Here is an 18,940-nt window from a genome sequence, read left to right on the forward strand (position 1 = left end):
GGCGCAGGCCCGAGGGCCTAGTCTGCACTGGTGGCCGAGCACACCGAATCCGTCGTCGCCCGGGTGACCGGGCCCGCTCCGGCGGAACAGCCCACCACCGCCAGTGTCCGGCGGGCGCTGCGTCGTGCCGCGACCGGCCGCAGCCTAGACCTGGACGAGGCGGTCGCGCTGCTGGCCGCCACCGGTGGCGAGTTCGACGAACTGCTCGACCTCGCCGGGTCGCTGCGCGACGCGGGGCTGCGCGACGCCGGCCGGCCAGGTGTGATCACGTACTCGCGGAAGGTCTTCGTGCCGTTGACCCGGCTCTGCCGGGACCGCTGCCACTACTGCACCTTCGCCACCGTGCCGGGCCGGCTGCCCGCTGCGTACCTGGACCGCGACGAGGTGCTGGCGATCGCCCGGGCCGGTGCCGCGCAGGGCTGCAAGGAGGCGTTGTTCACCCTCGGCGACCGCCCCGAGGACCGCTGGCCGGCAGCCCGCCAGTGGCTGGACGAGCGGGGTTACGACTCGACCGTCGACTATCTGCGGGCCTGCGCGATCGCCGTACTGGAGGAGACCGGCCTGCTGCCGCACCTCAACCCGGGGGTGCTGAGCTGGGCCGAGCTGCAACGGCTCAAGCCGGTGGCGCCCAGCATGGGGATGATGCTGGAGACCACCGCGACCCGGCTGTGGTCCGAGCCGGGCGGCCCGCACCACGGTTCGCCGGACAAGGAACCGGCGGTGCGGCTGCGGGCGATCGCCGACGCCGGCCGGGTCGGCGTGCCGTACACCACCGGCCTGCTGATCGGCATCGGCGAAACTCCCCGGGAGCGGGTCGAGTCGCTGTTCGCGATTCGGTCGGCGGCCCGGGAGTACGGCCACATCCAGGAGGTGATCCTGCAGAACTTCCGCGCCAAGCCGGACACGGCGATGCGTGGGATGCCGGACGCCGAACTGCGTGACCTGGCCGCGACGGTGGCCGTCGGCCGCGTCCTGCTCGGGCCGGGTGCCCGGATCCAGGCCCCGCCGAACCTGGTCGAGGGGGAGTACGCACTGCTGCTGCGGGCCGGCATCGACGACTGGGGCGGGGTGTCGCCGGTGACCCCGGACCACGTCAACCCGGAGCGGCCCTGGCCACAGATCGACGAGCTGGCGCGGCGTACCGCCGCCGCCGGGTTCACCCTGCGGGAACGGCTGACCATCTATCCCGAGTACGTGCGGCGCGGCGAGGTGTGGCTGGATCCCCGGCTGACCGCGCACGTGTCGGCGCTCGCCGAGCCGGGCACCGGTCTAGCGGACGAGTCGGCGATGCCGGTCGGCCGCCCCTGGCAGGAGCCGGAGGAGGGGTACGCCCCGGTCGGCCGGACCGACCTGCACGCCACGATCGACACCACCGGGCGGACCGGGGACCGGCGGGGCGACTTCGACCGGGTGTACGGCGACTGGGCCGAGGTCGCCGGCCGGATCAGCGTACCGACCGGTTCCGGCACCCACGGCGACGGCGCCGGCGACGCGAATCTGCGGGCCGGGCTGCGGCTGGCCGCCGACGATCCGGCGGCGCTGCTGCAACCACGGCACACCGACGCGGCGCTCGCCCTGTTCACCGCCGACGGCGCTGCGCTGGACCAGCTCTGCCGGATCGCCGACGAGGTACGCCGGGACGCCGTCGGCGACGACGTCACCTATGTGGTCAACCGCAACATCAACTTCTCCAACGTCTGCTACGTCGGCTGCCGGTTCTGCGCGTTCGCCCAGCGGGAACGGGACGCCGATGCGTTCCGGCTCTCCGCCGAGCAGGTGGCGGACCGGGCGGAGGAGGCGTGGCGGGCCGGTGCCACCGAGGTCTGCATGCAGGGCGGCATCGACCCCAAGCTGCCGGTGACCGCGTACGCCGAGCTGGTCCGGGCGGTAAAACGACGGGTGCCGCAGCTGCACGTGCACGCCTTCTCCCCGATGGAGATCGTCACCGCCGCCGCGAAGGCGGGGATGCCGGTCCGGGACTGGCTGCTGATGCTGCGCGAGGCGGGACTGGACACCATCCCGGGGACCGCGGCGGAGATCCTCGACGACGACGTGCGGTGGGTGCTGACCAAGGGCAAACTGCCGGCCGCCACCTGGGTCGAGGTGGTGACCACCGCCCACGAGCTGGGTCTGCGGTCCAGCTCGACGATGATGTACGGGCACGTGGACCATCCCGGCCAGTGGTTGGCGCATTTCCGGGTCCTGGCCGGGGTGCAGGACCGCACCGGCGGCTTCACCGAGTTCGTCGCGCTGCCATTTGTGCACACCAATGCGCCGATCTATCTGGCCGGGCTGGCCCGGCCCGGTCCGACCTGGCGGGAGAACCGTGCAGTGCACGCCATGGCCCGGCTGCTGCTGCACGGCCGGATCGACAACATCCAGTGTTCCTGGGTGAAGCTCGGCGACGAGGGCACCGTCGCGATGCTGCGCGGCGGGTGCAACGATCTCGGCGGGACGCTGATGGAGGAGACGATTTCCCGGATGGCCGGTTCGGCCAACGGCTCGGCGCGCACCGAGGCACAGTTGCAGTCGATCGCGGCCGCCGCCGGTCGCTCGGCGGTCCGGCGTACCACCGCGTACCAGCGCTGACGGCCGGCGCTGAAGGCGGGCGCCCGGCCCGGTACCCGTCGGCGGTCGGACCGGCCCCGGTCCGGGGCCGACGCCCTGCGTGGCACGCCCGACAAAAGTCGATTCGCGGATGATCGAACCCACCGGCGTCGTCGGCCGTATGGATAGGTGCCGGCGACTGCGGGTGACGGATGGGCCGCGCCGGCACTGGTCCCATCGCGACAGTGGGTTACCCCCTGACCCACCGGAAGGGTTGTCCATGAGAACTCGCCAGCGAAACCGACCGAAGTTCAAGATTTCCCGCCGCCAGGTGCTGACCGTGGCGGCGAGCGCGGGTGTCGGCGCGGCCGCGGTCAGCGTCAGCGGCCTGTCGTCGGCCGTGGACAGCCGGCTCGCCGGAGCTGCCTCGAATGACGAGGCGATCGTCGTCCATCTACGGGATCCGTCCAACGGCACGCTGGACGTCTTCGTCGGCACGTCGCGGATCGAGGTACGCGACAAAGGTCTCGCCGCCCGGTTGCAGCGCGCCGCCCGCCAGGGCTGAGTACGCCGTACGGGCACGTTTCACCTGACGCGTACCGCGTCGATCACCGATTCATTCAGGCTATGTGAGGTAGGTTCGCCATGTCTTCGCACCGTGAAGCGCCGGAGATATCCAAGGACCCGGTCGCCGACAGCACCGACCTTTACGCGTTCGTGAGTCCGGACCGTCCGGACACGGTGACTCTCATCGCCAACTATCTGCCTTTCCAGGTGCCGTCGGGCGGGCCGAACTTCTTCGAGTTCGGTGATGACGTGCTCTACGAGATCCACGTGGACAACAACGGTGACGGTCATCCGGACATCACCTACCAGTTCCGGTTCCACACGGAGATCACCAACGAGAACACGTTTCTCTACAACACCGGACCGATCGACGCGCTGGACAGCGAGAACTGGAACCGGCGCCAGTTCTACAGTGTCACCAAGGTGGACGCGCACGGCAAGGCGCAGTTGCTGGCCCGCAACGTGCCCTGCCCACCGTGCAACATCGGTCCGCTGTCCACCCCCGACTACGTGGGGCTGGCCAACGACGCCACGTTCCAGCTCAAGAGCGGTGAACGGGTCTTCGCCGGGCAGCGGGCCGAGGGGTTCTTCGTCGACCTGGGCGCCATCTTCGACCTGGGCAACCTGCGGCCCTTCCAGCAGCTGCACGTGGTCGGCAAGGACATCTTCAACGTGGCGGACGAGCCGGTCAACGCCACCGACCGGCTCAACGTGTCCAGCATCGCGTTGCAGATCCCGATCACCCACCTGGTCAGCGGCGGCGGCCGGTACGACGTCAACGACCAGCGCTCGGTGATCGGGGTGTGGACCTCGGCCGGGCGTCAGCAGGTGCGGGTGCTGGGCAGTGCCAAGGCCGCCGACGTCACCGTCGGCCCGGTGGCGCAGGTGTCGCGGCTCGGCAACCCGTTGTTCAACGAGGTCATCGTGCCGATGGCGCAGAAGGACCTTTGGAACACTCTGCCCCCGTCGGAGGACAAGCGCTTCGCCGGTCTGGTGGAGAAGCCCGAACTGGCGCAGTTGCTGCCGGTGCTCTACCCGGACGTCTTTCCCAACCTGGCCGAGCTCAACGAGTCCGGCAAGCCCCGCGCCGATCTGGTGGCGATCCTGCTGACCGGGATCCCGGCCGGGCTGATCGACGGTTTCCAGAACAACACCGGTGATCTGCAGGCGGACATGCTGCGGCTGAACACCGCGATCCCGCCGGCGAAGCGGCCGAGCCGGTTCGGTCTGCTCGGCGGTGACCTGGCCGGCTTCCCGAACGGCCGCCGAACGACCGACGACGTGGTCACCATCTCGCTGCGGGCCATCGCCGGGTTGACGTTCCCGCTGATCGACAAGAACTTCACTCCGGACGACGCGGCCGGCGCGGTGACCCACGGGCTGAGCGCCGCCGACGTGACCGCCCCGTTCCTGAAGCATTTCCCGTATCTCGGCGTGCCGTACGACGGGTTCAACAACCCGTCCTGACCGGCCCGCACGTCCCGTCCGGGCCGACCCCCGGCATCATCCAGAGAAGGTGGGGAGCATGCACGAGCACAGTCTGGCCCCGTCGGAGACCGGCGGCGTCGTCCTCGACATCGGCGGCGACATGGGTGCGCTGATCATCTACACCGGACAGGAGTTTCACGGCCGGGAGATCGAGATCAGCCCGACCGCCGACGCGGACCGGCCGGGCGCGGCCCCGCGCACCCACGCGGCGGTCCGGGAGCGGCAGGTACGTGACGGAGTTTTCTTCAGCGCCGTCTACACCGATCTGCCGGCGGGTTCCTACACCGTGTGGCGCTCCGACGAGGTGCCCGCCGGTCAGGTGACGATCACCGGCGGGGCGGTGACCGAGTTCGTCTGGCCGCAGCACGCCACCGCCGGGCGGCTGATCCCCAAGGCAGGGTGACAGGGCGGCCCCAAGGCAGGGTGACAGGACTCCCACACGACGGTGTGACGAGATCGACCTCTGGGTCGTAGACGCGTGATCGACCCCTGGGGAGGGTAGTAGGGCAAGTGAGGTAGACCGGTCGACCGACCGGACACCGAGCCGGTGCCGCGTGAGCGGCACCGGCTCGGTGTCGTCTGCGGACAGCGTCGTCGCCGCTGGGATCCGCCGGTCGGGCCGGGCGGGGTGGTGCGACTCGCCGGTCCCGCGTTACCCGGTGGGGGTCTGAATCGATAGGGCAGGTTGCGGGCCGGATGACAACGGGGAGGGCGGGTGACCGGTGCGCGACAGCAAGCCCATTTACCAGGTTCGTCTTGACGACGCACGCATTACACGCGTGTAATTTCAACGGGGTCGCTCGGACGGGCTGCATCAAAACCGGATCGAACGGGCAAGATGGACACGCCTTCCGCGTGGGGGGTTGCGCCGGCCGGGTGGGGCGGCGCGCGAAAGGAGGCACGCGTATGGATGGTCGGCTGGAGGTCGCGGACCTGCTCGGTAACGCCCCGGAGTGGCAGGAGCGGGCGCTGTGCTCGCAGACCGATCCGGAGGCGTTCTTCCCGGAGAAGGGCGGATCCACCCGCGAGGCAAAGCGGATCTGCTCTCGTTGCGAGGTGAAGTCCGAGTGCCTGGAGTACGCACTCGGTCACGACGAGCGGTTCGGCATCTGGGGCGGACTGTCCGAGCGGGAACGACGCAAGCTCAAGCGCAGGGTCGCCTGACCTGCCGCTGTCGGCCCGGACGAGTTGCCGAGTCAGGCCAACTCGTCCGGGTCGACGCCGAGCAGGTTCGCCACCTGCTCGATGATCACGTCGTGCACCAGGTCGGCGAGATCCTCCCGGTTCAACGCCCGGAACTCCAGCGGACGCCGGTAGAGCACGATCCGTGGCGGCATCTCCTGACGCCCCGGCCGGCCGGGCAGCAACCGGGCCAGCGGCACCTCGCCGTCCTCCAGCACGTCGGAGTCGTAGACGTTCAGATCCGGTGGGACGTCCTCGACGGCGAACTCGACGCCGGCCAGCTCCTTCGCGAAGCGCCGCTCCAGCGTCTCGACCGTGTCCAGGACCAGCTCGTCGAAGACCTCGGCCTTGGTCCGGGCCAACGGCACCGTCGCCGGCACCAGCCGACCGCGCAGCCCGCGCCCGTGCCGGTCCCGGCGGTCCCGACGCGCCCGGCGGGGCGTCTGCGCGCTGCCGGGCACGGGGATGGTCACTGGAATCCTCCGGTCACCTGCCCAGCGTAGTCCGGATCGGCCCTTTCCGGGCGTGGGGATCAGGAGTCCCGGCGTGTCGCGTCGGCAAGCTGGTAGTCGAGCCGGTATTAGAGATAACGTGCCGCCGTGAGGTCACCACGGCGCTGCTCCCGCAACGGCTGCCCCCGCCAGGCCGTCGCCACGTTGACCTATGTCTACAACGAGTCGACGGCGGTGGTCGGCCCGCTCGCCGCGTTCGCCGAACCGCACACCTACGACCTCTGCGAGCAGCACGCCCGCAGCCTGACCGCGCCCCGTGGCTGGCAGGTCGTCCGGCACGAGGGTGAGTTCGACCCGCCCCCGCCGACCACCGACGATCTGGTGGCGCTCGCCGAGGCGGTCCGGGAGGCGGCCCGACCGGCCCCGCCACCGCGCCCCGGCGACCCGGATGCCGTCGACATCGACATCAACCCGTCGACCGGCCGCCGTGGCCACCTCCGGGTGATCCCGCCGGCCTGACCCTGGGCCTGCCGCCTCACACTCCTACGGTACGGCCGACCCGGTCAGTGCCCGGTCAGCCGGGCCAGCAGCCCGGTCAGCCGGGACGGCCGGTCGCCGCGCGCCTCGGCCGCGTCGGCGGCGGCCACCAGCCGCAGGCCCGCGTTGACGCCGAGCCAGCGCAGCGGCTCCGGCTCCCAGCGCGGCGAGCGGTGCCCGACCCAGGGCAGCGCGGTCAACTCGCTGTCCACGCCGAGGATCAGGTCGGCGAGGGTACGGCCGGCCAGGTTGGCGGTGCCCACCCCGTCGCCGACGTACCCGCCGGCCCAGGCCAGCCCGGTGGCCCGGGCCAACCCCACCGACGCCGCCCAGTCGCGGGCGACGCCGAGCGGGCCGCCCCAGGTCCGGGCCACCGGCACCGCGTCGCCGAGCACCGGGAACAGCTCGCCGAGCGTGCGGCGCAGCGCGGTGAACACCCGATGGTCGCGGTCGTACTCGGGCCGGACCCGGGACCGAAAGTGGTACGGCGCGCCGCGCCCGCCGAACGCCAGCCGGCCGTCGGCGGTCCGCTGCCCGTAGATGATCAGATGCCGGAAGTCGCTGAACGTCTCCCGCCGCGCCAGCCCGATCCGGGCCCAGACCTCGTCCGGCAGCGGCTCGGTGGCGATCATCAGCGAGTAGACCGGAGCCACCGCGCGGCGGGCACCGGGCAGCGCCGGGGTGTAGCCCTCGGTCGCCCGTACCACCACCGGGGCGCGGACCGTGCCGGTCGGTGTCCGGGCCGCCCCGGGCCGGTACCCGGTGACCGGGGTCCGTTCGTGGATCGTCACGCCGCGTCGTTCGACGGCCCGGGCCAGGCCACGGACCAGCCGGGCGGGGTGGATCGCCGCGCAGTGCGGGGTGTAGGTGCCACCGAGCACGCCGTCGGCGGCACACCGGGCGGTCGCCGCGTCGGCGTCGAGCAGGGCCAGGTCGGCGTCGGTGCCGCCGTACGCGTGGACCTCGGCGACCGCCGCCTCGGCCCGCCGCAGCTGCGCCGGGGTACGGGCCAGGGTGACCGTGCCGCCGTGGCTCCAGTGGCAGTCGATGTCCTCGGCGGCGGCGACCCGGCCGACCTCGTCGACCGTGGCGTACATGGCCTGCTGCATGGCGACCGCCGCGTCCCGGCCGTGCCGGCGGGCCAGCGCCGTCGACGAGCTGGGCAGCAGCGCCGAGCACCAGCCGCCGTTGCGGCCGGAGGCTCCGTACCCGGCGATCTCCCGCTCCAGCACCACGATCCGCAGCGCCGGATCGGCGCGGGCCAGGTAGTACGCCGTCCACAGCCCGGTGTAGCCGGCGCCGACGATCGCCACATCGGCGGTCGCGTCGCCGTCCAGCGCGGGCCGGGCCGCCAACTCGTCTTCCACGGTGGCCATCCAGTGCGACACGTCTCGGTAGTCACCGTGACCGCGCATCTCCACGACCCTCCTGTTGTCGGCCCGGCGCTACAGGCGCTGCCAGGCCTCGGTGAGTACGGCCCGCAGGATCTGTTCGATCTCGTCGAACTCGGCCTGGCCGGCGATCAGCGGCGGGGCGAGCTGAATCACCGGATCGCCTCGGTCGTCGGCCCGGCAGTACAGCCCGGCGGCGAACAGCGCGCCGGAGAGGAACCCGCGCAGCAGCCGCTCCGACTCGGCATCGTCGAAGCTCTCCCGGGTGACCTTGTCCTTGACCAGTTCGATGCCGTAGAAGTACCCGTCGCCCCGGATGTCACCGACGATCGGCAGGTCGTACAGCTTCTCGAGAGTGCCCCGGAAAGCGCTTTCGTTGGCCCGTACGCGCCCGGTCAGCTCCTCCCGGGCGAAGATCTCCAGGTTGGCCAGCGCCACCGCGCAGGAGACCGGATGTCCGCCGAAGGTGATCCCGTGACCGAACGACTCGGTGCCGTGCAGGAACGGCTCGATCAACCGGTCCGCCGCGATCATCGCGCCGAGCGGCGAATAGCCGGAGGTCAGCGCCTTCGCAGTGGTGACGATGTCCGGGCGGTAGCCGTACCGCTCGGCGCCGAAGTACTCGCCGAGCCGGCCCCACGAGCAGATCACCTCGTCGGAGACGAGCAGCACGTCGTACGCGTCGCAGATCTCGCGTACCCGTTCGAAGTAACCCGGCGGCGGCGGGAAACAGCCGCCGGCGTTCTGCACCGGCTCCAGGAAGACGGCGGCGACCGTTTCCGGGCCCTCGCGTTCGATCGCCCGACCGATCTCGTCGGCCGCCCACCGGCCGAACGCCACCGGGTCGTCGCCGTGCTCCGGCGCCCGGTAGAAGTTGGTGTTCGGCACCTTGATCCCGCCCGGCACCAGCGGCTCGAAGTCGGCCTTGATGCCAGGCAGCCCGGTGATCGCCAGCGCCCCCATCGTGGTGCCGTGGTAGGCGATGTCCCGGCTGACCACCTTGTGCTTGGTGGGTTTGCCGACCCGCTTGAAGTACGCGCGGGCCAGCTTCCACGCCGACTCCACCGCCTCGGAGCCGCCGGTGGTGAAGAAGACCCGGTTGAGGTCGCCGGGGGCGAGCGCGGCGATCCGCTCGGCCAGCTCGATCGCGGTCGGGTGGGCGTACGACCAGATCGGGAAGTACGCCAGTTGGCCGGCCTGCTTCGCGGCGGCCTCGGCCAGCTCGGACCGGCCGTGACCGGCGTTGACCACGAACAGCCCGGCCAGCCCGTCCAGCAGCCGGCGTCCCTCGCTGTCCCAGACGTACGCGCCGTCGCCGCGCACGATGGTCGGCACCGGGGCGTCCCGGTAGCTGGACATCCGGGTGAAGTGCAGCCAGAGGTGGTCGGTCGGGTTGCCCATGTCGTGGCCCCATCGCGTCGGTCGCACCGGCGCCTGCGCAGGCGCCGTCCTGGCTACGGTTATCGCACAGATCCGCCGCTTCCTGCAAGTTTCACGAGATCAATAGTGCAGTTCGGCCACGATTTGAGCAGTCTAAGCTACCCGAATCGACGAAATCCGTATCCGCGGGCCCGGTACAAGCGCGGGTACGACGAAGGGCGGACCTGGGTTGGGCCCGCCCTTCGGTGCGGTTCCGTGGAATCCGCTGGTTCGTCTACCGGTGTGCCGTGGCCCACCGGGCGGCTGCCGCGACCAGTTCGGGCAGTTCGGCCGGGGTGGGCAGGCCGGCGAGGTTGGCGACCGGCACCCAGCGGGTGCTGGCGACTTCCGCCAGCTGCGCGGTCAGGTCGCCACCGGAGGCGCGGCACACGTACACGAAGCCGATGTGCCGATGCGCGCCGATCTCTGCGTCGGTTGTCCAACCACGCCCCTTCAAGCAGGGCACTGGTTCAGCCTTGCCGACCCGCGAGTTGAAGCTCAGACACGTTACGCCAGCGCTTCAAGGTCTCTCAGCTTCAACTCGCGGAAAATCTGGATGCCGGAGGTACCGGCCGGGGAAGTATGCGGCGGCTAGCTCAGCCTCTCCCGCAAGGTGGGGCTGAGCCAGCCAGAGCTGAGCCGGGGCCCTCGGGTGGCCGGCGTCGAGGTCGTCGCCGCCGGTCAGCCCGGGGAGGATCCTGCTCGTGCCCTACGGGCACGGGTGAATGCCGCTGGTGGAGTGCGGGGTGCGCACGCCGGACAGGTGGTCCCAGTCCCGGTCGGGGCAGCGGCCGTACCAACGGGTGCCGACCTGGGTGGTGCGACTGCTGTCCGAGTAGTAGATGGTGACCATCAGGTGGTACTCGAGTGGAATGGCCTGTGCCGGAGCGCTGGCGGCTACCAGGGTGGTGGCCACCACGAGGAGAGCCGCGGCGAAGGTGTTGCGGATCAAGGTCAGCATCGTCCGGTTCCCTTCTGGATGGTCGACATTCGGTAGTAGCACCGTAGCAGTCCGTGGGTGAGGCGTGGGGCGCGGTGAAGATCCGACAAACACCCGCGAGCGGTCAGTCGGTGGTCGCCGGGCGGCCGGCGTTGAGGTCGACGCTGCCGCCGGCCGGGATGGGCAGGAACGTCGGGCAACCCTTGGCGGTCTCGTCGGTCAGGCAGCGCTGGAACACCTCGTACAGGATGTAACCCTCCGGGCCGAGCACCTCGACAAGCTGGCGGATCTGCTTGAGCTTCTCCTCGACCGTGGCGTTCTGCTCGGTGATCGCCCGCCGCTCGGTGATCGCCACCTGCACCGCGGCCAGGCCGTCGACCAGGTCCTGACGCGGCGTCGGCTTCTGCAGGGTCAGATTGAACTGCAGGAAGTACGCCCGCCCACCGGTGGTGGCCTGCACCGCCGCGCCCAGATCCTCGTTGATCGCCGTCTCGAACGCGGCCCGGGTGGCCGGGTCGTTGTACAGCGCCAGCCAGTCGTACTTCTGCGCCTCGGTGGTCATCGCCTTGTGCAGCGGCTGCCCGATGTAGAACCGCAGCAGGTCCAACCAGTGTTTGGTGGTCCGGCCGTCGCCGTCCATCACCGGCTGGAACTTCAGCCCGATCTCCTCGTGGAACTCCCGCAGCATCCCACCCTCGTCGGCACACGAGGTGTCCAGGTGGAAGGTGAGCCCGCCGGAGACGGTCAGTTCCTGGTTGTCCTTGGAGACCACCACGAACGGCGTCGACTCGGAGCCCTCGTTGCCGGTGAAGTCGAACGTCCGCTGGCCGGCCGGGTACACGTAGTACCGCTCGCCCGGCCCGTCCCAGGTGCGGTTGTTCTGGGTGACGCAGGCCTGGTAGGTGGTGCTGGAGAAGGCGCCCGCGTCGTAGTGCAGCGCCACCTGGTCCGACTCGGTGCTCACCGTGGTGCAGCCGGTCACGGTCAACACCAGCAGCGCACCGACACCCGCGATCACCCGTAGCTGACGACGCATCCGTTTGCCCCACTTCCCTCGACGTGTGCCGTCAGGGTAGGGAAGCGAATCAATCCGACTGGTCCGGCCGTACCGTAGGTGTCAGCTGCCAGTGCGGTCGGCTTGCGGCCGCACCGCGCCGTCCTGGTCGGGCTAGAAGCAGTACGGGACCGTGATCGAGGTGAAGTACGCAGTACGTTCGCCCGTCAGATACTTGTAGTTGCCATCTGGGCACCTGAAGTGGTAACCGATACCGACCTCGGTGGCGTGGCTGCTGTCCGAGTAGTAGTAGTAGATGACCGTGTGATAGTCGGGCGGGGCGCTCTGCGCTGGGGTGGCCGTGAGTGCGATGGTGGTTGCCACGGCCAGTAGCGTCGCCGCCAGGGCGCTGCGAAGATAATTGCGCACGGCTGATGCCTCTCCGTTTGGTCACCATGGGTTGCTCTAAAGTAGCACCGAGTGGTGACCTCTGTGGACCCCGGTGAACAATCGACATATGCCGCACCGGCGCCCACCCGTGGTCCCGCCGGTGGGGCGCTGCTGACGCAGGTCAGGCCGTACCCCAGGTGTAGGTCTGCTTGCGCAGCTTCAAATAGACGAACGCCTCGGTGGAGACGACCCCCTCGACCGAACGCAGCCGCTGCAGGATCTCCAGCAGGTGGTCGTCGTTGCGGCAGACCACCTCAGTGAGCAGGTCGAACGACCCGGCGGTGATCACCACGTAGTCGACCTCGTCCAGCTCCGCGAGCCGGTCGGCGACCGTCTCCAGATCCCCGGCGGTACGCAGCCCGATCATCGCCTGGCGGGGGAAGCCGAGCTGCAGCGGATCGGTGACCGCGACGATCTGCATCACCCCGGCGTCGAGCAGCCGCTGCACCCGCTGGCGGACCGCCGCCTCGGACAGCCCGACCGCCTTGCCGATCGTCGCGTACGGGCGCCGCCCGTCCTCCTGCAACTGTTCGATGATTTGTTTCGCCACGTCGTCGAGGACGACGTGACCGGAGCCGCCGCCACCCTGCTGTCGTGTCCCCATCCGGGTCTCCTCGTCTGTCAGAATCGGCGCATTGTGCCGCACCGCTGATACGTCGCCGAGCGGCTCGGCGTTAAGAGTCCGAGTCTGGCGTATTTCGTGGTCAATGGCGAGCGACGCAACGGAATCCCTTGTGAAGTGCGCATCTGCATGCCAGGATCGGCGTCTGATCGATTCACAAGCTACGCCTTTCCTCCGGGTCGGCCCCGCTGGCCCGCACCTTTCCCGGCCCCGCCGGCCCGTACCCCTCAGGAGCCGTCCATGCGCAGTCGCCTCCGCCCCCCACCGTCCGTGCCGGCCGCCGCCCTGCTCTCGGCGTTTGGCATGCGCCGTACCCTCACCCGGCGCACCCTGGTCCGTGGCGCCGCCACCTCCGGCGGGCTGCTGCTCGCCGGCGGCGCGTTCGCCGCCTGCGGCACCCCGGCCGCCCAGCAGACCGAGGAGAGCTGCGTCAGCGAGGACCTGTCCGACAGCGAACAGGTAATCAACTTTTCGAACTGGCCGCAGTACATCGATGTCGACGCCGACGACGAGAGCCGCCGACCCACCCTGGAGGCGTTCCAGCAGACCTCCGGCATCACGGTCACGTACACCGAGGACATCAACGACAACAACGAGTTCTTCGGCAAGGTGCAGAACCAGCTGTCCGCCTGCCAGCCCACCGGGCGGGACATCATGGTGCTCACCGACTGGCTGGCCGCCCGGATGATCCGACTCGGCTGGGTGCAACAGCTCGACAAGGCCAACCTGCCCAACGTCACCGCCAACCTGCTGCCGTCGCTCAAGGCCCGGCCGTTCGATCCGGACGACTCCTACGCCGTACCGTGGCAGTCGGGTCTGACCGGGATCGCCTACAACGGCAGCGTCACCGGTGAGGTCCGCACCATCGACGACCTGCTCACCCGAGCCGACCTCAAGGGCCGGGTGACCGCGTTGACCGAGATGCGCGACACCATGGGGCTGCTGCTGCAGTCGAGCGGGCACGACCCGGCCGACTTCACCGACGCGCAGTTCGACGACGCTCTGGAGAAGCTGCGCCGGGCGGTCGCCGACGGGCAGATCCGCCGGTTCACCGGCAACGACTACGCCGCCGACCTGGCCCGGGGCGACGTCGCCGCCTGCATCGGCTGGTCCGGCGACGTGATCCAGCTGGCCGCCGAAGACCCCAACATCGTCTTCCAGGCACCGGAATCCGGGCTGATCCTGTTCTCCGACAACATGCAGGTGCCCAACCAGGCCGCCCACAAGACCAACGCTGAGAAGCTGATGGACCACTACTACGACCCGGCGGTCGCCGCCGAGGTCGCCGCATACGTCAACTTCATCTGCCCGGTCGCCGGTGCCCAGGAGGCGATGACCGCCATCGACCCGGAGCTGGCCGCCAACCCGCTGATCTTCCCCGACGAGGCGCTGCTCGCCCGGTCGGCCGTGTTCATGGCGTTGACCGAGGAGCAGGAACGCACGTACGAGCAGAAGTTCCAGCAGGTCATCGGGGTCTGAGGCAGGCACCGATGGCGACCGACCCGACCGGCGGCGACCCACGTCCCGCCGACCCGACCGCCGGGGACCTGCGACTGGTCGACCTGACCAAGCGGTTCGGCCCGTTCACCGCAGTGGACGGACTCGACCTGACCATCCAGCAGGGGGCGTTCTTCGCCCTGCTCGGCGCCTCCGGCTGTGGCAAGACCACCACCCTGCGGATGGTCGCCGGGCTGGAGCAGCCCACCAGCGGCCGGCTGCTGCTCGGCGGGCGGGACATCACCCGGCTGCGGCCGTACCGCCGGCCGGTGAACACCGTCTTCCAGAGCTACGCACTCTTCCCGCACCTCAGTGTGGCCGACAACGTCGCGTTCGGACTGCGGCGGCGCGGCATCCGCGACGTGCGCCCGCAGGCCGAGCAGATGCTGGAGCTGGTGCAGCTGGACGGCTTCGGCCCGCGCCGACCGCAGCAGCTCTCCGGCGGGCAGCAGCAGCGGGTCGCCCTGGCCCGCGCGTTGATCAACCACCCGCAGGTGCTGCTGCTCGACGAACCGCTCGGCGCGCTCGACCTGAAACTGCGCCGGCAGATGCAGGCCGAGCTGAAACGCATCCAGACCGAGGTCGGCATCACCTTCGTACACGTCACCCACGACCAGGAGGAGGCCATGACGATGGCCGACACGGTCGCGGTGATGAACGCCGGCCGGATCGAGCAGCTCGGCCCGCCCGCGCAGATGTACGAGTTCCCGGCGACCGCGTTCGTGGCGAACTTCCTCGGCCAGTCGAACCTGCTTGCCGGCGAGGCCACCGGCCGGTCCGGCGACGACGTGCTGGTCACCGCGTACGGCTCGCGGTTCACCGTGCCCGCGGCCCGGTCCCGGTCCGTCGACGGTCCGGTCCATCTGGGGGTACGCCCGGAAAAGCTCGCCCTGACCCGGGACGCCGAGGCCGTACCGGCCGGGGCGCAGTCGGTCACCGGCGTGGTCACCGAGCTGGCGTACCTCGGGGTCAGCACCCAGTACCAGGTGCGCACCGGCTGGGGCACCGAGCTGAGCGTGTTCAGCCCGAACAGCGGGGACGGAGCTCTGCTGCCGGTCGGTGCCGAGGTGGCCGCCTACTGGCAGCCGGCGCACGCCTTCCTGCTGGCCCGCGAGCAGGGCGCCGGCGACCAGACCGCCCCGCTGCTCGACGACGCCGTACCCGCGTCATGAGCATCCTGGCCCACGTCGGCGGGGGAGCGGGGGGCAAGCCCCCCGCCCTGGTGCCGGCTGCCCGGCGGCGCAGCCGGCTGCTGCCGTACCTGCTGCTGTTGCCGGGCGGGGCGTGGCTGACCCTGTTCTTCGCGGTGCCGGCGGTGCAGCTCGCCGCGACCAGCCTGTACGACCCGACCGGTTCGCTGGCCACCGGGTACGCGATGACCTGGTCGTTCGGCAACTATCCGGACGCGCTGTCGGCGTACTGGACGCAGTTCGGGCGCGGCTTCCTCTTCGCCGGCATCGCCACCGTGATCGCGGTGCTGCTCGGCTACCCGCTGGCGTACGCGATCGCCCGGCGGGCCGGCCGGTGGAAGAACCTGATGCTGATCTGCGTCGTCGCCCCGATGTTCACCAGTTTCCTGGTCCGCACCCTGGCCTGGAAGACGATCCTGTCGGAGAACGGCTGGCTGGTCGGCGTACTGCGGGATCTGCACCTGCTCGCGCCGGACGGCCGCCTGCTGTTCACCCCGGTCGCGGTGGTGCTCGGGCTGACGTACAACTTTCTGCCGTTCATGGTGCTGCCGCTGTACGCGAGCCTGGACCGGCTCGATCCCCGGCTGCTGGAGGCGGCCAGCGACCTGTACGCGAGCCCGGCGCGGGCCTTCTGGCGGGTGACCCTGCCGTTGTCGGCACCCGGCCTGGTCGCCGGCACCCTGCTGACCTTCATCCCGGCCTCCGGTGACTACATCAACGCCCGGCTGCTCGGCACCCCCAACGAGTACATGATCGGCAACGTGATCGACTCGGCGTTCCTGGTGCGGCTGGACTATCCGCAGGCGGCGGCGCTGTCGTTCCTGCTGATGGCGGCGATCCTGATCATCGTGTCGGTCTACGTCCGGCGCGCCGGCACCGAGGAGGTGCTGTGATGGACCCGAGCGCGACGGGGACCGGTGCGCGGCTGGCCCGGTGGCTGGTCGACCGCTGGGTGTTCGGCGTGGGTCTGCTGGTGCTCGGCTACCTGCTGCTGCCGGTGGCGGTGGTCGCCGGGTTGTCGTTCAACCGGCCGTCCAGCCGGCTGTCCTACGACTTCAACGAGTTCACGTGGGACAACTGGCGGCAGCCGTGTGCGACCAGCGACATGTGCGACGCGGTGCTGCGCAGCGTACAGATCGGGTTCCTGGCCACCGCCGGGGCCACGATCCTCGGCACCCTGATGGCGTTCGCGCTGGTCCGGCACCGGTTCCGGGGGCGGTCCGCGGTCAACCTGCTGATCTTCCTGCCGATGGCCACGCCGGAGCTGGTGATGGGCTCGTCGCTGCTGACCCTGTTCGTGGCCGGGGCGGTGCCGCTCGGCTTCTGGACCGTGGTGACCGCCCACGTGATGTTCTGCCTGAGCTTCGTGGTGGTCACCGTGAAGGCGCGGCTGGCCGGCATGGACACCCGGCTGGAGGAGGCGGCGATGGACCTGTACGCCGCCGAATGGAAGACGTTCCGTCTGGTCACCCTGCCGCTGGTGCTGCCCGGCATCGTGGCCGCCGCGCTGCTGGCCTTCTCGCTGTCGTTCGACGACTTCATCGTCACGAACTTCAACTCCGGAACCACGGTGACCTTCCCGATGTACGTCTGGGGTGCCGCCCAGCGTGGCATCCCGCCGCAGGTCAACGTGGTCGGTACGGCGATGTTCGCGGTCGCGCTGCTGCTGGTGGTGCTCGGCGGTGCCCTCGGGCGGCGGCGGGGCCAGGTCAGTCCTCGATCGCGTGCATGACGTGCTTGAGCCGGGTGTAGTCCTCCAGCCCGTACATGGACAGGTCCTTGCCATGGCCGGAGTGCTTGAAGCCGCCGTGCGGCATCTCCGCCACGATCGGGATGTGGGTGTTGACCCAGACGCAGCCGAAGTCGAGCCGGCGGGTCATCCGCATCGCCCGGCCGTGGTCGCGGGTCCACACCGAGGCGGACAGGCCGTACCGGACGCCGTTGGCCCACCGGACCGCCTCGTCCTCGTCGGTGAACCGCTGCACGGTGATCACCGGCCCGAACACCTCGTCCTGGATGATCTCGTCGGGCTGGCGTACCCCGGCGACCACCGTCGGGGCGTAGAAGAAGCCCCGGTCGCCGACCCGTACGCCGCCGGTGTGCAGCTGCGCGTGGTCCGGTAGCCGGTCGACGAAGCCGGTGACCCGGCCCAGCTGGTCGGCGTTGTTCAACGGCCCGTACGCCACGTCCGGCTCGTCCGGTAGCCCGGTCTTCGTCGACCGGGCCTGCTCGGCCAGGGCGGCGACGAAGTCGTCGTGCACGCCCGGCCCGGCCAGCACCCGGGTCGCCGCCGTGCAGTCCTGCCCGGCGTTGAAGTAGCCGGCACCGGCGATCGCCTCGGCAGCCGCCGCCACGTCGGCGTCGTCGAAGACCACCACCGGGGCCTTGCCGCCCAGTTCCAGGTGGGTGCGCTTGAGGTCGGGCGCGGCGGCGGCCGCCACCTCCATGCCGGCCCGGGTGGAGCCGGTGATCGACACGAACTCCGGCGTCGGGTGGGCGACCAGCGCCCGGCCGGTGTCCCGGTCGCCGCAGACCACGTTGAACACGCCCGGCGGCAGGAACTCGGCGGCGATCTCGGCCAGCAGCAGGGTGGACAGCGGGGTGGTGTCGGACGGTTTGAGCACCACCGTGTTGCCGGCGGCCAGCGCCGGGGCGATCTTCCAGACCGCCATCATCAGCGGATAGTTCCAGGGCGTCACCTGCGCGCAGACCCCGATCGGCTCCCGGCGTACGTAGGAGGTGTGCCCGGCCAGGTACTCGCCGGCCGATTTGCCCTCCAGCACCCGGGCCGCCCCGGCGAAGAACCGGAGCTGGTCGACGCTGGGCGGCAGCTCCTCGTCGGCGGTCAGCTGGCGTGGCTTGCCGGTGTTGCGGACCTCGGCGTCGACCAGGTCGGCGGCGCGGGCCTCGACCGCGTCGGCCAGCTTGAGCAGGGCCAGCTGCCGCTGCGCCGGGGTGGTGTCCCGCCAGCTTTCGAAGGCGGTGGCGGCGGCCGACATGGCCCGGTCGACGTCGGCGGGGCTGGACGTTGGTGATTGGGCGAACACCTCACCGGTGCACGGGTCGACCAGGTCCTGGTAGCCGCCGTCGACCGGGTCGACGTAGGCGCCGTCGACGAAGTTGCGCACCGTCTGCTTGTCGGTCATGGTTCGGCTCCTGCACGTCGGCTCGGCCTGGATCAGGCAGGATGAGGTATCCGCCAGCTAGGAGCCATCTTCGCGACCGAAATCGCAGCAGACAAGAGGTACGGCAACTGTTTCCGTGCGCGCGTTGTTGGACCGTGCCGCCTCGTCAGCGTGTCTCACGCCGCTTCGTCGGCGTGTCGGGCGAGGAACTCGTCGATCGCCTGACGAATGAGCCCCGACCGGCCTCCCTTGTCGTTGCCGGCGAGTTCGTCCAGCCGCCGCACGGCCGTCGCGGAGAGGCGGACTCCGGTAACGATCATGGGTACGCTCTCCGGTGACGGCGCAGGGCCAAGATCGGGGCCTCTGGAGGCGTCGCGTAGCAGCTCCGAGATGTCGCCACCCTGGTCGAAATACGCCACCAGCTCCTCGCGGCTCATCGTCCGCGGATCACGGCTCGCACTCATCGTGTCCCCTCCATCCACTGCTTGACCTCCTCCGGCGTCGCGGGCCGAGCCGCCAGGGTCGCGTAGCTGTTGACC

At 70.3% G+C, this 18,940-nt stretch carries 20 protein-coding genes; 10 read left to right on the forward strand and 10 right to left on the reverse strand.

The features are described from left to right. Positions 1-63: 63 nt before the first annotated feature. The 5 genes from ACFHWT_RS12675 (at position 64) to ACFHWT_RS12695 (ending at position 5,766) form a co-directional block, all read left to right on the forward strand. The gene (locus ACFHWT_RS12675) at positions 64-2,589 is read left to right on the forward strand and encodes a bifunctional FO biosynthesis protein CofGH (RefSeq protein WP_416594861.1); all 2,526 of its coding nucleotides are present in this window, start codon (positions 64-66) and stop codon (positions 2,587-2,589) included. Positions 2,590-2,827: 238 nt separating this feature from the next. Next, the gene (locus ACFHWT_RS12680; protein ID WP_278173923.1) at positions 2,828-3,112 is read left to right on the forward strand and encodes a hypothetical protein; all 285 of its coding nucleotides are present in this window, start codon (positions 2,828-2,830) and stop codon (positions 3,110-3,112) included. Between the two features lie 80 nt (positions 3,113-3,192). Next, positions 3,193-4,581: a DUF4331 domain-containing protein gene (locus tag ACFHWT_RS12685; RefSeq protein WP_416594799.1), complete on the forward strand. Its 1,389-nt coding sequence runs from the start codon at positions 3,193-3,195 to the stop codon at positions 4,579-4,581. Between the two features lie 58 nt (positions 4,582-4,639). Further along, on the forward strand, positions 4,640-5,005 hold the full coding sequence (locus ACFHWT_RS12690) for a phospholipase (RefSeq protein ID WP_416594800.1): 366 nt from the start codon (positions 4,640-4,642) through the stop codon (positions 5,003-5,005). 503 nt (positions 5,006-5,508) lie between these two features. Next, positions 5,509-5,766, forward strand: coding sequence for a WhiB family transcriptional regulator (locus tag ACFHWT_RS12695; protein ID WP_123605977.1), 258 nt, complete (start codon positions 5,509-5,511; stop codon positions 5,764-5,766). Positions 5,767-5,798: 32 nt separating this feature from the next. Here ACFHWT_RS12695 and ACFHWT_RS12700 read toward each other — a convergent pair whose 3' ends face one another. Continuing rightward, positions 5,799-6,164: a metallopeptidase family protein gene (locus ACFHWT_RS12700; RefSeq protein WP_233606708.1), complete on the reverse strand. Its 366-nt coding sequence runs from the start codon at positions 6,162-6,164 to the stop codon at positions 5,799-5,801. 219 nt (positions 6,165-6,383) lie between these two features. Here ACFHWT_RS12700 and ACFHWT_RS12705 point away from each other — a divergent pair, with 219 nt between their 5' ends. Continuing rightward, entirely contained in the window at positions 6,384-6,755 is a 372-nt protein-coding gene (locus ACFHWT_RS12705; protein WP_278173927.1) for a DUF3499 domain-containing protein, read from the forward strand. A gap of 44 nt (positions 6,756-6,799) precedes the next feature. Here ACFHWT_RS12705 and ACFHWT_RS12710 read toward each other — a convergent pair whose 3' ends face one another. The 7 genes from ACFHWT_RS12710 to ACFHWT_RS12740 form a co-directional block, all read right to left on the reverse strand. Beyond that, a complete protein-coding gene (locus ACFHWT_RS12710) occupies positions 6,800-8,188 on the reverse strand; it encodes an NAD(P)/FAD-dependent oxidoreductase (protein WP_416594801.1) in 1,389 nt (462 codons plus the stop codon). 30 nt (positions 8,189-8,218) lie between these two features. Further along, a complete protein-coding gene (locus ACFHWT_RS12715; RefSeq protein WP_416594862.1) occupies positions 8,219-9,565 on the reverse strand; it encodes an aspartate aminotransferase family protein in 1,347 nt (448 codons plus the stop codon). Positions 9,566-9,818: 253 nt separating this feature from the next. After that, on the reverse strand, positions 9,819-10,049 hold the full coding sequence (locus ACFHWT_RS12720; RefSeq protein ID WP_416594802.1) for a hypothetical protein: 231 nt from the start codon (positions 10,047-10,049) through the stop codon (positions 9,819-9,821). Positions 10,050-10,292: 243 nt separating this feature from the next. Further along, positions 10,293-10,544: a hypothetical protein gene (locus ACFHWT_RS12725; RefSeq protein WP_416594803.1), complete on the reverse strand. Its 252-nt coding sequence runs from the start codon at positions 10,542-10,544 to the stop codon at positions 10,293-10,295. A 103-nt stretch (positions 10,545-10,647) separates the two neighbouring features. Further along, entirely contained in the window at positions 10,648-11,559 is a 912-nt protein-coding gene (locus ACFHWT_RS12730; RefSeq protein ID WP_416594804.1) for an SPFH domain-containing protein, read from the reverse strand. 132 nt (positions 11,560-11,691) lie between these two features. Continuing rightward, complete coding sequence (locus tag ACFHWT_RS12735) at positions 11,692-11,946, reverse strand: hypothetical protein (RefSeq protein ID WP_416594805.1); 255 nt, start codon at positions 11,944-11,946, stop codon at positions 11,692-11,694. A gap of 142 nt (positions 11,947-12,088) precedes the next feature. Next, complete coding sequence (locus ACFHWT_RS12740) at positions 12,089-12,571, reverse strand: Lrp/AsnC family transcriptional regulator (protein WP_416594806.1); 483 nt, start codon at positions 12,569-12,571, stop codon at positions 12,089-12,091. A gap of 258 nt (positions 12,572-12,829) precedes the next feature. Between ACFHWT_RS12740 and ACFHWT_RS12745 the strand changes: the two genes are divergently transcribed. The 4 genes from ACFHWT_RS12745 to ACFHWT_RS12760 are packed head-to-tail and all read left to right on the forward strand — an operon-like array spanning position 12,830 to position 17,008. Next, positions 12,830-14,068, forward strand: a complete 1,239-nt coding sequence (locus ACFHWT_RS12745; RefSeq protein ID WP_416594807.1) for an ABC transporter substrate-binding protein — start codon at positions 12,830-12,832, stop codon at positions 14,066-14,068. Between the two features lie 11 nt (positions 14,069-14,079). Further along, a complete protein-coding gene (locus tag ACFHWT_RS12750; RefSeq protein ID WP_416594808.1) occupies positions 14,080-15,258 on the forward strand; it encodes an ABC transporter ATP-binding protein in 1,179 nt (392 codons plus the stop codon). Then, on the forward strand, positions 15,255-16,169 hold the full coding sequence (locus ACFHWT_RS12755; protein ID WP_416594809.1) for an ABC transporter permease: 915 nt from the start codon (positions 15,255-15,257) through the stop codon (positions 16,167-16,169). The genes ACFHWT_RS12750 and ACFHWT_RS12755 overlap by 4 nt, the downstream gene beginning before the upstream one ends. After that, positions 16,169-17,008 (forward strand): ABC transporter permease, encoded by an 840-nt coding sequence (locus tag ACFHWT_RS12760; RefSeq protein ID WP_416594810.1) that lies wholly within the window; start codon positions 16,169-16,171, stop codon positions 17,006-17,008. Before ACFHWT_RS12755 ends, ACFHWT_RS12760 begins: the two co-directional genes overlap by 1 nt. On the opposite strand, the gene ACFHWT_RS12765 is transcribed toward ACFHWT_RS12760, so the two are convergent. Then, positions 16,986-18,422, reverse strand: a complete 1,437-nt coding sequence (locus tag ACFHWT_RS12765) for a gamma-aminobutyraldehyde dehydrogenase (RefSeq protein ID WP_416594812.1) — start codon at positions 18,420-18,422, stop codon at positions 16,986-16,988. The two genes, ACFHWT_RS12760 and ACFHWT_RS12765, sit on opposite strands and share 23 nt — an antisense overlap. A 155-nt stretch (positions 18,423-18,577) precedes the next feature. Continuing rightward, positions 18,578-18,865, reverse strand: a complete 288-nt coding sequence (locus tag ACFHWT_RS12770; RefSeq protein WP_289211355.1) for a CopG family transcriptional regulator — start codon at positions 18,863-18,865, stop codon at positions 18,578-18,580. Positions 18,866-18,940 lie beyond the last annotated feature (75 nt).

Source organism: Micromonospora sp. LOL_021, assembly GCF_048060215.1.
GTDB lineage: Bacteria > Actinomycetota > Actinomycetes > Mycobacteriales > Micromonosporaceae > Micromonospora_E.

Coding starts and splice junctions, on each gene's coding strand:
- ACFHWT_RS12680 (WP_278173923.1), top strand. CDS start 2,828: ATGAGAACTCGCCAGCGAAACCGACCGAAGTTCAAGATTTCCCGCCGC.
- ACFHWT_RS12685 (WP_416594799.1), top strand. CDS start 3,193: ATGTCTTCGCACCGTGAAGCGCCGGAGATATCCAAGGACCCGGTCGCC.
- ACFHWT_RS12690 (WP_416594800.1), top strand. CDS start 4,640: ATGCACGAGCACAGTCTGGCCCCGTCGGAGACCGGCGGCGTCGTCCTC.
- ACFHWT_RS12695 (WP_123605977.1), top strand. CDS start 5,509: ATGGATGGTCGGCTGGAGGTCGCGGACCTGCTCGGTAACGCCCCGGAG.
- ACFHWT_RS12710 (WP_416594801.1), bottom strand. CDS start 8,188: ATGCGCGGTCACGGTGACTACCGAGACGTGTCGCACTGGATGGCCACC.
- ACFHWT_RS12715 (WP_416594862.1), bottom strand. CDS start 9,565: ATGGGCAACCCGACCGACCACCTCTGGCTGCACTTCACCCGGATGTCC.
- ACFHWT_RS12725 (WP_416594803.1), bottom strand. CDS start 10,544: ATGCTGACCTTGATCCGCAACACCTTCGCCGCGGCTCTCCTCGTGGTG.
- ACFHWT_RS12730 (WP_416594804.1), bottom strand. CDS start 11,559: ATGCGTCGTCAGCTACGGGTGATCGCGGGTGTCGGTGCGCTGCTGGTG.
- ACFHWT_RS12740 (WP_416594806.1), bottom strand. CDS start 12,571: ATGGGGACACGACAGCAGGGTGGCGGCGGCTCCGGTCACGTCGTCCTC.
- ACFHWT_RS12745 (WP_416594807.1), top strand. CDS start 12,830: ATGCGCAGTCGCCTCCGCCCCCCACCGTCCGTGCCGGCCGCCGCCCTG.
- ACFHWT_RS12750 (WP_416594808.1), top strand. CDS start 14,080: ATGGCGACCGACCCGACCGGCGGCGACCCACGTCCCGCCGACCCGACC.
- ACFHWT_RS12755 (WP_416594809.1), top strand. CDS start 15,255: ATGAGCATCCTGGCCCACGTCGGCGGGGGAGCGGGGGGCAAGCCCCCC.
- ACFHWT_RS12760 (WP_416594810.1), top strand. CDS start 16,169: ATGGACCCGAGCGCGACGGGGACCGGTGCGCGGCTGGCCCGGTGGCTG.
- ACFHWT_RS12765 (WP_416594812.1), bottom strand. CDS start 18,422: ATGACCGACAAGCAGACGGTGCGCAACTTCGTCGACGGCGCCTACGTC.
- ACFHWT_RS12770 (WP_289211355.1), bottom strand. CDS start 18,865: ATGAGTGCGAGCCGTGATCCGCGGACGATGAGCCGCGAGGAGCTGGTG.